12 protein-coding genes are annotated in these 14,963 nt (G+C 38.7%); 8 read left to right on the forward strand and 4 right to left on the reverse strand.

The features are described 5' to 3' along the window. Positions 1–5 precede the first annotated feature (5 nt). From recF to cybC, 3 genes are read left to right on the forward strand one after another with little or no spacing between them, the layout of a single operon-like run. Positions 6–1,088 carry a DNA replication/repair protein RecF gene (recF, locus tag MSG95_RS14970; protein ID WP_019456681.1) on the forward strand — a complete coding sequence of 361 codons (1,083 nt, stop codon included), beginning with the start codon at positions 6–8 and terminating at the stop codon, positions 1,086–1,088. Positions 1,089–1,140: 52 nt separating this feature from the next. Beyond that, on the forward strand, positions 1,141–3,609 hold the full coding sequence (gene gyrB, locus MSG95_RS14975) for a DNA topoisomerase (ATP-hydrolyzing) subunit B (RefSeq protein ID WP_068934753.1): 2,469 nt from the start codon (positions 1,141–1,143) through the stop codon (positions 3,607–3,609). A 37-nt stretch (positions 3,610–3,646) separates the two neighbouring features. After that, the gene (cybC, locus tag MSG95_RS14980) at positions 3,647–4,039 is read left to right on the forward strand and encodes a cytochrome b562 (protein WP_004698167.1); all 393 of its coding nucleotides are present in this window, start codon (positions 3,647–3,649) and stop codon (positions 4,037–4,039) included. Positions 4,040–4,118: 79 nt separating this feature from the next. Here the strand turns inward: cybC and MSG95_RS14985 are convergent, their stop codons facing one another. Together MSG95_RS14985 and MSG95_RS14990 are read right to left on the reverse strand one after the other, a co-directional pair. After that, complete coding sequence (locus tag MSG95_RS14985; protein WP_002051888.1) at positions 4,119–4,676, reverse strand: VTT domain-containing protein; 558 nt, start codon at positions 4,674–4,676, stop codon at positions 4,119–4,121. Positions 4,677–4,942: 266 nt separating this feature from the next. Continuing rightward, a complete protein-coding gene (locus tag MSG95_RS14990) occupies positions 4,943–6,874 on the reverse strand; it encodes an ATP-binding cassette domain-containing protein (RefSeq protein WP_077165800.1) in 1,932 nt (643 codons plus the stop codon). Positions 6,875–7,126: 252 nt separating this feature from the next. Between MSG95_RS14990 and MSG95_RS14995 the strand changes: the two genes are divergently transcribed. The 4 genes from MSG95_RS14995 to erpA all read left to right on the forward strand — a co-directional run bounded on the left by MSG95_RS14995 (position 7,127) and on the right by erpA (position 11,212). After that, positions 7,127–8,131, forward strand: a complete 1,005-nt coding sequence (locus MSG95_RS14995) for a putative solute-binding protein (RefSeq protein WP_077165801.1) — start codon at positions 7,127–7,129, stop codon at positions 8,129–8,131. 255 nt (positions 8,132–8,386) lie between these two features. Then, positions 8,387–9,394, forward strand: coding sequence for a putative solute-binding protein (locus MSG95_RS15000; RefSeq protein ID WP_004698179.1), 1,008 nt, complete (start codon positions 8,387–8,389; stop codon positions 9,392–9,394). Between the two features lie 353 nt (positions 9,395–9,747). Continuing rightward, positions 9,748–10,752: a putative solute-binding protein gene (locus tag MSG95_RS15005; RefSeq protein WP_039250095.1), complete on the forward strand. Its 1,005-nt coding sequence runs from the start codon at positions 9,748–9,750 to the stop codon at positions 10,750–10,752. Between the two features lie 124 nt (positions 10,753–10,876). After that, positions 10,877–11,212, forward strand: coding sequence for an iron-sulfur cluster insertion protein ErpA (gene erpA / locus MSG95_RS15010; protein WP_002115421.1), 336 nt, complete (start codon positions 10,877–10,879; stop codon positions 11,210–11,212). 60 nt (positions 11,213–11,272) lie between these two features. On the opposite strand, the gene MSG95_RS15015 is transcribed toward erpA, so the two are convergent. Continuing rightward, positions 11,273–12,115 carry an alpha/beta fold hydrolase gene (locus tag MSG95_RS15015; protein WP_077165802.1) on the reverse strand — a complete coding sequence of 281 codons (843 nt, stop codon included), beginning with the start codon at positions 12,113–12,115 and terminating at the stop codon, positions 11,273–11,275. 127 nt (positions 12,116–12,242) lie between these two features. Further along, positions 12,243–13,370, reverse strand: a complete 1,128-nt coding sequence (locus tag MSG95_RS15020; protein ID WP_004698186.1) for an anhydro-N-acetylmuramic acid kinase — start codon at positions 13,368–13,370, stop codon at positions 12,243–12,245. 60 nt (positions 13,371–13,430) lie between these two features. On the opposite strand from MSG95_RS15020, the gene tyrS reads away from it, so the two are divergent. Further along, complete coding sequence (tyrS, locus tag MSG95_RS15025; protein ID WP_019456688.1) at positions 13,431–14,663, forward strand: tyrosine--tRNA ligase; 1,233 nt, start codon at positions 13,431–13,433, stop codon at positions 14,661–14,663. Positions 14,664–14,963 lie beyond the last annotated feature (300 nt).

Raw genomic sequence — 14,963 nt, forward strand, 5'->3', positions numbered from 1 at the left:
ATTCTATGCATCTTACGCGTTTAAACATAGAACGTGTGCGTAATTTAAAAACGGTTGCACTCCATGGTTTGCAACCGTTTAATGTTTTTTATGGCGCCAACGGTTCAGGAAAAACTTCAATTCTGGAAGCAATTCATTTGCTTGCAACAGGTCGTTCATTTCGTACACATATTCCAAAGAATTATATTCAGTATGAAGCTGACGACGCGATTGTATTTGCCCAATCGGTGACTGAAAAAATTGGTATGCAGAAACTTGCTTCTGGTGAGCAGTTGATGAAAGTGAATGGCGATACGGTGGCAACACAAGGTCAGCTCGCCAAATTACTTCCTTTACAGCATATTGACCCCCAAAGTACAGATATTATTGATCATGGCGCTAAGCCAAGACGTCAGCTTCTAGATTGGCTGATGTTCCACGTGGAACCTGAATTTTATTTTGCATGGCAATACTACTCCCGTGCATTAAAACAGCGAAATACCTTACTCAAAACAAGACGCAATCTTTCTTTGGCTGATTTAGAGCCGTGGAACAAAATGTTGAGTGATTATGGTGAAATTTTACACTCTCAGCGTTTAAGCATCGTAGAACAATGGAATGTCTATTTTCAAAATGACTTAAGTCAATTGCTGCCTGATTTAGAGATTGAACTGGAATATAGCCCAGGTTTTCATACTGAGCAGGGACTCATGCAAGATTTGTTAAATCAGCATCAAAAAGACATTGAAAGACGTTATACAGAGTATGGTCCACATCGAGCTGATTTGCGCTTAAAAACACCCTTTGGACACGCAGATGATGTTTTATCAAGAGGTCAGAAAAAACTCCTGATTATTGCTTTAAAACTGTCACAAATTGCAATGTTGCATGCGAGTAATAAGGAAACTGTGGTATTATTAGATGATCTGACAGCAGAATTAGACTTAACCGCACAACAACGTTTAATTGAACGATTAAGCCAACTTGGTAGCCAGGTTTTTATGACAACTTTAGATCATGCTTCGGTAAAAAAACACTTACATGATCTGTCCATTTCATATCAATTATTCAATGTTGAATCCGGTCAAGTTAGTCTTGCTTCACCATAATTTTTTGATGTTACCCATCTTTGAATAAACCTATATTTGCTAGGGAGAAACCATGAGTTCAGAGTCTCAATCAGCCTCTCAAACAGAACAAACCAATGAAAAGGCTTATGATTCCTCTAGTATTAAAGTATTACGTGGATTAGATGCAGTTCGTAAACGTCCGGGCATGTATATTGGGGATACAGACGACGGTACCGGTTTACACCATATGGTATTCGAGGTTGTCGATAACGCAATCGATGAAGCCTTAGCTGGCCACTGTGATGAAATCATTGTTACGATTCACGAAGATGAATCTGTGAGTGTTTCAGACAATGGTCGTGGTATTCCAACTGATATTCACCCTGAAGAAGGTGTTTCTGCAGCCGAAGTAATTCTTACTATTCTGCACGCAGGTGGTAAGTTCGATGACAACAGCTATAAAGTTTCAGGCGGTTTACACGGGGTAGGTGTTTCAGTTGTAAACGCACTTTCAAGTAAATTGCATTTAATTATTAATCGTGCTGGCCAAATTCATGAACAAGAATATCAACACGGCGATCCGCAATATCCTTTACGTGTGATTGGTGAAACGGATAGTAGTGGTACAACTGTACGTTTCTGGCCAAGTGAACTAACTTTTAGTCAAACCATTTTTAACGTTGAGATTTTAGCGCGCCGTTTACGTGAGCTTTCTTTCTTAAATGCGGGTGTGCGCATTGTTTTACGTGATGAGCGTATTAATCTTGAGCATGTATATGACTACGAAGGTGGTTTATCTGAGTTTGTAAAATACATTAACGAAGGTAAAACTCATCTCAATGAGATCTTCCATTTCACCGCAGATACCGAAAGTGGTATTGGTGTAGAAGTTGCATTGCAGTGGAATGAAAGTTATCAAGAAAATGTTCGTTGTTTCACAAACAATATTCCGCAAAAAGATGGTGGTACGCACTTAGCAGGTTTCCGTGCAGCTTTAACGCGTGGCTTAAACCAGTATCTTGAAAATGAAAACATTCTCAAGAAAGAGAAAGTCAATGTGACTGGTGACGATGCGCGTGAAGGTTTAACGGCGATTATTTCAGTTAAAGTTCCTGATCCAAAATTCTCGTCTCAAACGAAAGAAAAATTGGTATCAAGTGAAGTAAAACCAGCGGTTGAGCAAGCAATGAACAAAGAGTTCTCTGCTTACTTATTAGAAAACCCGCAAGCTGCAAAATCGATTGCTGGAAAGATTATTGACGCTGCTCGTGCACGTGATGCAGCGCGTAAGGCACGTGAAATGACACGCCGTAAGAGCGCGTTAGATATCGCTGGTTTACCAGGTAAATTAGCTGACTGTCAGGAAAAAGACCCAGCACTTTCTGAATTATATCTTGTCGAGGGTGACTCTGCGGGTGGTAGTGCCAAGCAAGGTCGTAACCGTAAAATGCAGGCTATTTTACCTTTGAAAGGTAAGATCTTGAACGTTGAACGTGCTCGCTTTGACAAAATGATTTCGAGTCAGGAAGTAGGTACATTAATTACAGCACTTGGCTGTGGTATTGGCCGTGAAGAATATAACCCTGACAAGCTTCGTTATCATAAAATTATCATCATGACCGATGCCGATGTCGATGGTTCTCACATCCGTACCTTGTTGTTAACGTTCTTCTTCCGTCAAATGCCTGAGTTGGTTGAGCGTGGTCATATCTATATTGCACAGCCACCTTTGTATAAGCTGAAAAAAGGTAAGCAAGAACAATACATCAAAGATAACGATGCATTAGAAACATACTTAATTTCAAATGCGATTGATGAGCTTGCTTTACATATTAGTGCTGAAGCACCTGCGATTACAGGCGAAGCATTAGCAAAAGTGATTCAGGACTATCAAGTTTCACAAAAGAGCCTACAGCGTTTAACATTGCGTTATCCAGCGAGCTTGCTTGATGCATTACTTGAAATGGAAGCGTTTAAAGCTGACCAGAATCATGATCAAGCTTATGTACAACAATGGGCTGATCAAGTACGTGAAGCTATTCAACGACTACAGCCAAGTTTGCGTCCAGAAATTACACTGGAAACCTTTGAGCGTGAAAATGCTCAGGGTGAGAAAACTGCGCATTATTGGCCACGTGTGACAGTGTATGTTCATAACTTACCACATGCTTACTTACTTGATGCTGGCTTACTAAATTCAGCAGAATATGCTCGTTTATTGAAGAACTCGAAGAGTTGGTTCAAATTGATTGAAGACGGTGCATATTTACAGAAAGGTGATCGTCGTATTCAAGTGGCTAACTTCCATCAAGTATGGCAGCACATTTTGCAAGACTCACGTCGTGGAATGATGATTCAGCGCTATAAAGGTCTGGGCGAGATGAATGCTGAACAGCTTTGGGAAACCACAATGGACCCTGAAAACCGTAATATGTTACAGGTGACTATTGATGATGCAATCGAAGCAGATCGTATGTTCTCATGCTTAATGGGTGATGACGTTGAACCACGTCGTGCTTTCATTGAAGAAAATGCATTAAATGCAGATATTGATGCTTAATTGATAGCTAGATTCTAAATCAGTCTAGGGAGAGAAGATGATGAGTCAAAAAATTTTAGCAAGTATGCTGATTTCATGTGCGGCTTTAGTGAGTCATTCTGCATTTGCAGCTGACTTGGAAGCCGACATGAAAACTTTAGCAAAGAGCACAAAAGCCTTTGCTGAAGCGAAAGATCTCAATAACGCAAAACAGCAGCTTGTGATTATGCGTCAGGCAGCATTATCTTCAAAAAAATCTTTACCTCATAAGTTGGAGGGTTTACCGCCTGAAAATGTACAGGTAAAGCAATATCAAGCAGGTTTAGATCAGTTAGTTGCTGAGATTGATCGTGTTACAGTTTTGGTAAATAAGGGTCAATTAGACCAAGCAAAAACGGAAGCAATCAATTTAGTTAATATCCGTAATGAAAATCATAAGAAATTTAGATAACTTCATTTTTATCTAAATAAAATAAAGGGAATGATTCAATCATTCCCTTTATTCATTTAAAGTACTAAATTTAAAAAGATTAATTTTCTACTAAGTCTGTAACCTGAATGAGCGCGTGGCCAAATAAATATCCTGCTGTTAAGAGAATACAAATCCACAAAATAGCTCCAGCGACATTATAGATTAAAAATTTTCCATAACTCATATTGCTAGAGCCCGCAGCTAATGGTGCGAAAGAACGTGCAAAAGGAATAAAACGTGCCAGAAGAATAGTTTTGCCGCCGTGTTGTAAGAAATAACGGTTGGTTTTATTTAAATACTCTTTCTTAATAAAACGTGATTTTGCTTCAAAAATTCTATTACCAAAATGACGACCGATAGAATAGTTCACAATATAGCCAAGCGTTGCAGCTACGGTTAGCAAAGTAATCATGTAACCTAGATGCATCATTTCAATCACTGAACACAAAGCACCAACGGTTAGAAGTAAACTGTCCCCAGGTAAAAAGAACATAAATACAAAAGCTGTTTCAGAAAAAATAATCAAAAAGAGGATGGCATAGACCCATGCGCCATACTCCTGAATTAAAATAGGTAAAAAATGTTCAAAATTAGTAATAAAATCAATAAAATTCATTCAGTTTGTCTGATCCCGAATTAAATACCTACTAAACAAGGGTAAAAACGAAGTTACAGAATTTAGTTAAATTATCTGTGTATGGCAACCCTTAAGATGCAGCTTAAGTTTTATATGTTATCAAATTTGAATCTATCTCAAAAATTTAACAGCTGAATGAAATATTATTCGAAGTCATTCACATTTTTATATAGTAGCGCAAATAAAGCTGTTATTTGAACTAAAAGCCTGTACTGCTATTTAAAAATACCAGCACAGGCAAGAACTTAGTTCTCGAAAGAGGCTTCCATTTCCTCAAGTTCCATCATGAGTTCTAAAAGTTGCTCTTCATATTGCTCAAGTTTAGCTTTGAGTTCAGTTTGTTCATTCATCAGCTTAAGCAAATCATCTTTATGTGCAGCTTCATATAATGAGCTATCCGCTAAAGCTTCTTCAATCTTAGCAAGCTGTGGCTGTAGCTTTTCAATTTGAGATTCAGCTTTTTCAATATTTTTACGAATAGGTCGAGTTTGTTCACGACGACGCGCGGCTTCTTTACGCTGTGCTTCTTTATCGATTTTAGCTGGGGCAGAAGTGGTAGAGGACGAGTTATTTTGTGCTACGGCAGTTTGAGCATTAATTTGTTGCTGACGGGCTTCACGTAGCCATTTAGCATAATCCTGCAAATCACCTTCAAACTCGGTACATTTACCGCCGTGTACTAAAAGAAGCTCATCACACACACTGGCAATAAGTTGACGTTCATGGGAAACCAGTACGACAGCACCTTCAAAATCTTGTAAAGCCATGCTCAGTGCATGTCGCATATCAAGATCTAAATGGTTCGTTGGTTCATCGAGAATTAAAACATTTGGACGCTGCCATACAATCAGTGCCAGAGCCAAACGAGCGCGTTCTCCACCAGAAAAGCTTTCACATGGTGTATCCATGCGTTCACCACTGAAGCCGAAACTACCTAAGAAAGAGCGTAGAGTGGCTTCACTAATTTGTTTATCTGCTATACGGGCAAGCTGTAACATTGGGCTAGCGTGACCATCTAAAGCATCCATCTGGTGCTGTGCAAAGTAACCAATATTAAGCAGCTCGGAAGCTTTACGTTCACCTGCTAAAAGTGGTAAATCACCCACCAAGCTCTTAATTAATGTTGATTTACCTGCGCCGTTCATACCGAGTAAACCAATACGCGAGTTTGGTGTAATTTGAAGTCTAATTTTTTCAGCGATTTGTTTATCGCCATAACCTATGCTGGCATTGTCTAAGGTCAGCAACGGTGAACTCATTTTTGTCGGTTCACGGAAACTAAAAGTAAACGGCGTATCGACATGAGCGGGTGCGAGTTGTTGCATACGTTCAAGTTGTTTAATACGACTTTGTGCCTGACGAGCTTTAGTGGCTTTTGCTTTGAAACGGTCAATAAATTTTTGTAGGTGAGCACGTGTTTCTTGCTGCTTCTCAAAAGCTTGTTGTTGTTGTGCTAAACGTTCACTTCGAGTTGTTTCAAATGTTGAGTAGTTACCCGTATAAAGCGTGAGTTCCTGATTCTCAATATGGAGAATATGATCTGTAATCGCATCTAAAAAGTCGCGATCATGCGAAATGAGGATGAGTGTACCTTCATAGGCTTTAAGCCAGTCTTCTAACCACAAAATTGCATCTAAGTCTAAGTGGTTGGTTGGTTCGTCTAGTAATAATAAATCGGAACGGCTCATAAGGGTACGTGCCAAGTTTAAGCGCATACGCCATCCACCAGAGAAGCTCTCAACGTTTAAACGCAATTGATTTTCTAGGAAACCTAAGCCCGCCATGAGCTGCGCAGCTTTAGATGGTGCTGAATAACCATGAATCTCATCAAAACGACCATGTAATTTAGCTAACTCAAAGTCACTTAGTTGATCTGGATGAGCAAGCTTATTTTGAATATCCCAAAACTCTTCATCACCTGAAAGAACAAAATCAATTGCTGGCATATCCAAAGCTTTTACTTCTTGTGCCATATGCGCAACAGTCCAGCCTGTAGGACGGGTAAGTGAACCTTCATCTGCGCTTAAACTTCCAAGTAACGCTGCAAATAAAGTTGATTTACCTGCTCCATTGACCCCAGTCAGACCAATCTTCCAACCTGGGTGTAATTGCATAGACGCTTTTTGAAATAGAACACGTCCACCGCGGCGTAAAGAAACTTGGTCAAATTGAATCATCTTGTTTTATCGAGGTGAGTTAGGGATGCTGTATTTTAAAGAGAACTGACCGTGAAGACAAAGTTTTAGCAGTTTTAGTTTATAAATGCTGGGATTGCATGGCTTAACCTATCTCTATTTAAGCTATTCGTCTGAAAATATCTAAATTTTTAACGAGATAGACCACTTTTAAAAAAATATGGCTAAAATAAAAACAATTTAAAACTTGGTTGATAAATGAACTCCTAATAAAACTAGACTAAGGAAAGTCAAATGAAAAAAGGATTGGGGATAATTGGTACAGTATTTTGCTGTGCTATGGGAACAGCACATGCTGGGCAAAATGTATGTGTATTCGATTTATTGGGAAAATCAGGTGAATCCTACAAAATGATGGAAGAGTGGGCGCTTGCAGCCAAAAGTTGGCAAGCTGACATTACTTTAATTCCATTTCAAGATGAAGCTTTGGTAGATCGTAGACTGCGAGAGGGAAAATGTGACGCAGCTTATATGACCTCTATGCGAGCAAGAAATTATAATAAATTTGCAGGTTCGATTGATGCGATTGGTGGTGTGACCAGTAATGCAATTGCTCAAAAGGCGATTAGTTACGTTTTAGATCAGCGTAATAGACATCGCATGGTAACTACACAAAATGGAACAAACTACGAGGTTGTGGGTATTGTACAGATTGGTTTGGCTTATCTGTTTGTAAGAGATAAAAGCCTGAACTCAATTGAAAAAGTACGTGGTACTAAATTTGCTATTTTACAGTATGACGCAGCTCAAAAAATTATGGTTGAAAGTGTCGGTGCACATCCTATTCCATCGGAAATTACCGATTTTGTGAAAAAGTTTAATAGTGGCCAAGTCGAAGCAATTGCTGCACCTGCTTATGCTTATAAACCCTTAGAAATTGGTAAAGGCGTAGGAACGAATGGAGCGATGTTCACTTTTCCTGTTGTTAACGTTACAGGGGATTTAATAACAAGAAATGATAGATTTCCAGCCAACTTTGGAATCAAGTCGCGTGAATGGTTTATTAAACAGTTACCGCAAAACTTCAATATGGTAAAACAGTTGGAAGCAGGGGTACCGCCTAGAATTAAATTAAATTTTTCAGTTGAGGATAAGTTGAAATACCAAAAAATATTACGTGAAGGACGGCTCAAATTAACCAAGCATGGTGTCTATGATGCGACCATGATGAGTGTGCTGAAACGTGCACGTTGTACGATTGAACGGACTAATTTTGAATGTACGCTCAATGATGAGTAGTTTGTTTTTTAATCACAAAATCGCTACACATATTTCAAAGCTGAATATGGGTATGAAAATTGTGAATATAAAAAGTAACTTACGGAAAATTAGAGATTTTTACTTCTAATAAATAATTTAAATAGAACAAACAATGATCCAATCAGATAAAAATATTTGAGTAAAAGCTCTATTTTTTTCTAAAAAACATGATTAATATCTGTGTTTGAAAGGAAACTTCAAACAAAAAATCTATTCCGTGGAAGGATGAAGAAAATGAAAAAAATCGTACTTGCTATGGCTGCCGCTTCTGTTGTTGGTTTTTCTGCTTCAGCACAAGCAGCGAGTACCGTGTGTGTATTCGACCTGTTAGGAAAAGCAGGCGACTCATATAAAATGATGGAAGAATGGGCTCTAGCTGCAAAAGGCTGGGGTACTGAAATTAACTTAGTTCCTCGTCAGGACGAGGCTGTTGCAGATAATGATTTTAAAGCTGGTAAATGTGATGCTGTAGCAATGACTGCTATGCGTGCACGCCAATATAACAAATTCGCAGGATCAATCGACTCGCTTGGTGGTGTTCCTAACAACCAAATCGCACAGCGTGCTATTACCTATGTATTAGATGCACGTAATGCTGCAAAAATGACAACTAACCTTGGTGGTAAAAAATACGAAGTTGCTGGTATCTCTCCGCTAGGTTCAGCATTTATTTTCGTACGTGACAAAAACATCAACTCTGTTGAAAAAGCTGCGGGTAAAAAATTCGCCGTATTAGGCTATGACGATGCACAAAAAATTATGGTGCAGCGTGTAGGTGCTCAGGCAGTTCTTTCTGATATTTCAAACTTTGCTGCTAAATTTAATAATGGTCAGGTAGATATGGTAGGTGCGCCTGCTTATGCATACAAACCATTAGAACTAAACAAAGGTTTAGGTGCAAACGGTGTAATGTGGAACTTCCCAGTTTTACACGTAACTGCTGACCTTGTATTACGTGCAGATAAATTCCCAGCGGGCTTTGGTCAAAAATCTCGTGATTGGTTCGTAAAACAATTACCTAAAAACTTTGCAATGATTAACCGCCTAGAAGCACAGATTCCGGGTAAATACAAAATGAACCTAAGTGCTGAAGACAAACTTAAGTACCAAAAAATGTTACGTGATGGTCGTATGGACTTAACGAAACGTGGTATTTACGATGCCGGTATGATGTCTGTATTGAAAAAAGCACGTTGTTCTGTAGACAAAGCTAACTTTGAATGTTCAATGGCTGGTGAATAATTCATATTGATCTTAAAAGCCTAGACTGAGTTCTAGGCTTTTTTGCTTTATATAGGCTGTCAATTCAGCCATTGTGGATAGTTAGAAAGACGTTAAGCTAAATTAGATAAAAACTTCATAAGGAAACATGAAGGTATAAAAATGGATCAAGGACTTGAGTGATTAAAAATAATTGCTAATAGGTAGGTCAATCACTATCTATTTTTCATGGAAGTAAAATCATAAAAGCAAATTCGGTCTATAAAAATATTCCAACATGATTTTTATATGAAGCCTATCCGACTCATACCTGATCGGTATGAAATTTCTTGGTATCGAAAAACAAAAACTCCACAAGGAAAGGAACAAAGAATATGCAATTTTCCAAAACGCTATTACTTGCTATGGGACTTACCACAGTTTCTTTTGCAGTTCAGGCTAAACAAACGTTATGTGTTTTTGACTTCGTTGGAAAAAATGGCGACGTTTATGCACTCATGAAAGATTATCAACTTGCCGCTAAAAACTGGGGAGCTGATATCGAACTAAAAGTAAACCAGAATGAAGCAGTAATTGCTGAAGATTTTAAAGCGGGTAAATGTGACGGCATTAGCGTATCAGGGATGCGTGGTCGCCAATTTAACTCATTTACTGGTTCATTAGATGCTATTGGTGCAATTCCTGACCTCAAGCTTGCTGTTAAAGTCATGCAAGGTTTAGCGAGTCCTACTTTTAGTAAATATATGGTTAATGGCCGCTATGAGGTTGTTGGTGTTATTCCCGTAGGAGATGCTTACCTTTTAGTAAACGACCGCAGCATTAATACAGTAGCGAAAGCTGCAGGTAAAAAAATTGCTGTACTAGATTACGATGAAGCGCAAAAGATTATGGTTCAGCAGGTAGGAGCACAGGCTGTGAGTGCAGATGTGACGAACTTTGGCGCTAAATTTAATAACCATCAGGTCGATATTATTGGTGCACCAGCAGCAGCGTTTAAACCTTTAGAGCTACAAAAAGGCTTAGGCACGAAAGGAGCAATCGTTAACTATCCAATCTTACAGGTAACTGGAAATATTATTATCCGTCCAGATAAATTCCCAGCTGGATTTGGTCAGAAGTCTAGAGAATGGGTGGCAGGCCAGTTACCACGTGCCTTTACTATTTTAGGAAAAATGAAAGCGGATATTCCACAAAAGTACTGGATGGATGTTCCTGCTGCAGATAAACCGGGCTATCAAAAGCTTATGCGTGAATCACGAATTAATCTTACAAAGCGTGGTGTTTATGATAAACGGATGATGAAACTATTATGGCAATTCCGTTGTAAACAAGATGCGAAAAACTTCGAATGCGGCTTACAAGATGAGAATTACAAATAATCTTGATAAAAATACTCAAGATTCGCTTTAAACTTCGAAGACAGACCCTATATTGATTATGCTATACTCAATATAGGGTCTTTTTTATTTTGAAAGGCACAGCAAAATCCGAGGAACCATCATCATGAATGCCCAAGCTCTAGTTTTGACAGATAATGCTGCCAATAAGGTACGCCAACTCCGTGATAGTGAAGGGAATGACGATCTCATGTTACGTGTATATGTAACAGGTGGTGGATGTTCAGGGTTTTCGTATGGCTTCAATTTTGCTGAAAGCGTAAATGAAGATGACGCAGAATTCGTAAATGGCGATGTAAAAATGCTGGTTGACTCACTTAGCTACCAATACCTTATTGGTTCAGTAGTTGACTATGTAGAAGGCCTTGAAGGTTCGCGTTTTATCGTACAAAACCCGAATGCAACAACAACATGTGGTTGTGGTTCTTCATTCTCGATTTAAAAGAAATTTAAAATTTAAAAAACCTCTCTATTTTGAGAGGTTTTTTTATTGCCTATATCCTTACTCTTCACGGACAGATTCTAAAAAATATTGCACGAGTTCTGGTGCATTTTGATATGGAATCCAATGCGATGCATCCATAAAAACTGCGTCATAACTATTTTTAAAATAATGTGAGTTTAGCTCCGCACTTTTTTCTGTAACGGCAATATCATGCTTACCCCAAATAAACAACGTTGGAACATCTATGGCTTTAAGCGAATTCCGAGCTTTATCCCAGAAAAATCCTCGATACCAATTTAACGCCGTTGTTAATCTATTTTCTTTTATAAATTCAGTTTCGAATATTTCAATTTGTTGTTCAGTCATGCCTGATGACTTTAGAAACTTACGGCCTAATTTCGGTATCTTTTTAAATAAAAGTTCGGGCAGAATCGGTAGCTGAAAAATTGCAAAATAATAAGATTTAAAAAGTTGTCTACTGCTTAAACAAGCTTTTAAAAATGCGGCTTGATGAGGTACAGAAACTAAAGTGAGATGTTGAATATATTGTGGATACTTCATGGCTACACTAGACGCAATTACAGAACCCCAGTCGTGCCCAATTAAATAAACTGGTTGACCAATCTGCTTAATAAAGCTTGCCACATCTTCTACAAGTTCACTCAGAGAATACTCAAATCGGCTTTGAGGCCTAGCATTTAAACTATAACCACGTTGATGAATCGCAAGCGTTCTAAATCCATGCTGATGCAATAGTTCAGAAGTTTGCTCCCAACTATGGGCAGTTTCTGGAAAACCATGCAATAAAACAATGAGTGGACCATCTATAGGGCCTGAATCAATCACATCGAATGTCCAAGCCCCACGAGTGTATTGATGAATACGATTGGTCAAATCCATAACAACATGCCTTAAATTATTTTTGTCGGCATTTATCATGAGTTTTTATGTCCATTTACATAACAGCATTTCGGGTCAGTAAATGTGCTATGAGGTCGAATCTGACGAATCAAATCAATTAATAGTTTTATACCGCCGTGATCGTACCTAGAATTCTAAAATTCGAAGCACCTGTTACCGCTGGCAAATTACCACTTAAACCATTTACAAAACGCATAGCTAACCATGCAAATGCGGTAGCCTCCACCCAAGTAGGGGAGAGCCCTAAAACATCTGTAGGTTGAACAGACCAATTATGTTTACGTAAACGCCAACGTAATTGCTCTAACAAATAAGAGTTATAAGCACCACCACCACATACATATACTTCACCTGTTTCCATCTCAGAGCGATAAATCGCTTTTTGAATGGCACGCACAGTAAGCTTTAATAAAGTTGCTTGGATATTTTCAGGTGTATCTTCTAACTCATCGTAAGTTAAATCATTACGCCAATCAATTAACTGATCATCTAGCCAGTCAATATTGAAGTCTTCACGTCCTGTGCTCTTAGGTGGTTCTTTAGAAAAATACTCATGCGCATGGAGACGATCGAGTAAAGAGCGGATAGGATGACCATAAGCAGCCCAATCACCATTTTCATCATATGGATGACCCGTGTGGCGATGACACCATGCATCCATCAAAATATTCGCAGGCCCAGTATCAAACCCAAATACGCCGTCAGGATTATTGGCAGGCAACATACTTACATTGGCAATGCCACCTAAATTCAAAATCACACGATGAATGCTTGGATGTTGAAATAATGCCTGATGAAAAGCTGGAACTAATGGAGCACCTTGTCCGCCTGCAGCCATATCTCTACGACGGAAATCTGAAACAACTGGAATCTGAGTAATTTCAGTAATGATGTTTGGATCGCCAATTTGTAACGTAAAGCCATGCTCTGGACGATGACGAATAGTTTGCCCATGCGAACCAATCGCTTTAATCTGACTACGGTCTAATTGGTGCTTTTCAATTAAGCTATTAATCCCGTGACCAATCATTTTGGCTAGAGCAACATCAGCTTTACCCATACGGTCAATTTCATTGTCATCGGGTAAAGTTAATGCCATAAGCTCATCACGTAACTCGGGTTCGAATGGAACTGTAAGAGTGGCATGAAGCTGTAGTGGCTCAAATGAAGCCGCAACAATATCTACACCATCCATACTAGTGCCAGTCATTACGCCGATATAGATTGCGCTCATATGCAACTTCCCCTGCAAGACGCTGAAAAATGTTAGTATATCGCACAAATTGAATAACTGATGTGTTTAGGTTTTGTGATGTCAAATTTCTTGCCCGCCGAAGAACAGCTTGCCCTCATCCAACGAGGCACGCACGAAATTATTTCAGAAGAAGATTTACTGAAAAAGCTTAAAGAGAATCGTCCTCTTAAAATTAAAGCTGGTTTTGACCCTACAGCACCAGATTTACATTTAGGACATACGGTTCTTATTAATAAACTAAAAACGTTCCAAGACTTGGGCCATGAAGTTACCTTCTTAATTGGTGACTATACAGCGATGATCGGTGACCCAACTGGTAAAAGTGCAACTCGTCCGCCGTTGTCACGTGAACAAGTAGAAGCTAACGCTAAAACTTATCAAGAACAAGTTTTCAAAATATTAGATCCAAATAAAACAAAAGTACGTTTTAACTCAGAATGGTTTAATCAAAAGTCTGCTGCTGACCTTATTCAATTAGCAAGCCAGCAAACTGTATCTCGTATGTTAGAGCGTGATGACTTTACTAAGCGTTATAGCAACCATCAGCCGATTGCAATTCATGAGTTTTTATATCCTCTAGTTCAAGGTTATGACTCAATTGCACTTGAAGCTGACGTTGAGTTAGGCGGAACAGACCAGACCTTTAACTTACTTATGGGTCGTACCTTACAAAGCCGTTATGGCCAAGAATCACAAGTATGTATCACTGTGCCGATTCTAGAAGGTCTAGATGGCGTAAATAAAATGTCTAAATCTTTAGGTAACTATATTGGTGTATTTGATACACCAGGGGCAATGTACCAAAAAGTATTATCAATGCCTGACTCTTTAATCGAACGCTATTTCGATTTATTAAGTTTTAAATCTCTCGATGAGATCAAAGCTTTATTAGATGAAATTGCTGCAGGTCGTAATCCGCAGGAAGTAAAACGTATTCTCGCGCTTGAGCTAGTTGAACGCTTCCATGATGCAGAAGCAGCTGCTAATGCTCATAAAAGTGCTGGTAACCGTATTACAGAAGGTGAAGTACCTGAAGATACACCTGAAGTGACTATTTCGCGTGGTGAGTTTGGTGGAGAAATCTTTATTGCCACGATTTTACGTGTAGCAGGCCTAAATCCAAATGCAGCAGCTGCAAAAGATGCGGTAGCTCGCGGTGCAGTAAAAGTTGACTGGAATGCTGTTGATGCAGGTTTCTCTGTAAAAGAAAACGGTACTTTCATTATTCAGTCAGGAAAAAAAGCAATTGCACGAGTAACATTCACTGACTAAGAATGTTGTGTAGTGATAAAAAGCAGGAGTAATCCTGCTTTTTTTATTTCTGGATCATAAAATCAATTAAACGTTCCACGTGGAACCCACTAAACATAATTAATGATAAAAGAAGTAATTTAAAAATAAGAAGAAATATAGGTTGAAATAGAGTATTTACTCTATTGTTTCTTTGGAATCTTTGGAATCTTTGGAATCTTTGGAATCTTTGGAATCTTTGGAATCTTTGGAATCTTTGGAATCTTTGGAATCTTTGGAATCTTTGGAATCTTTGGAATCTTTGGAATCTTTGGAATCTTT

This window comes from Acinetobacter sp. IK23 (genome assembly GCF_035615275.1).
Classification (GTDB): domain Bacteria; phylum Pseudomonadota; class Gammaproteobacteria; order Pseudomonadales; family Moraxellaceae; genus Acinetobacter; species Acinetobacter seifertii.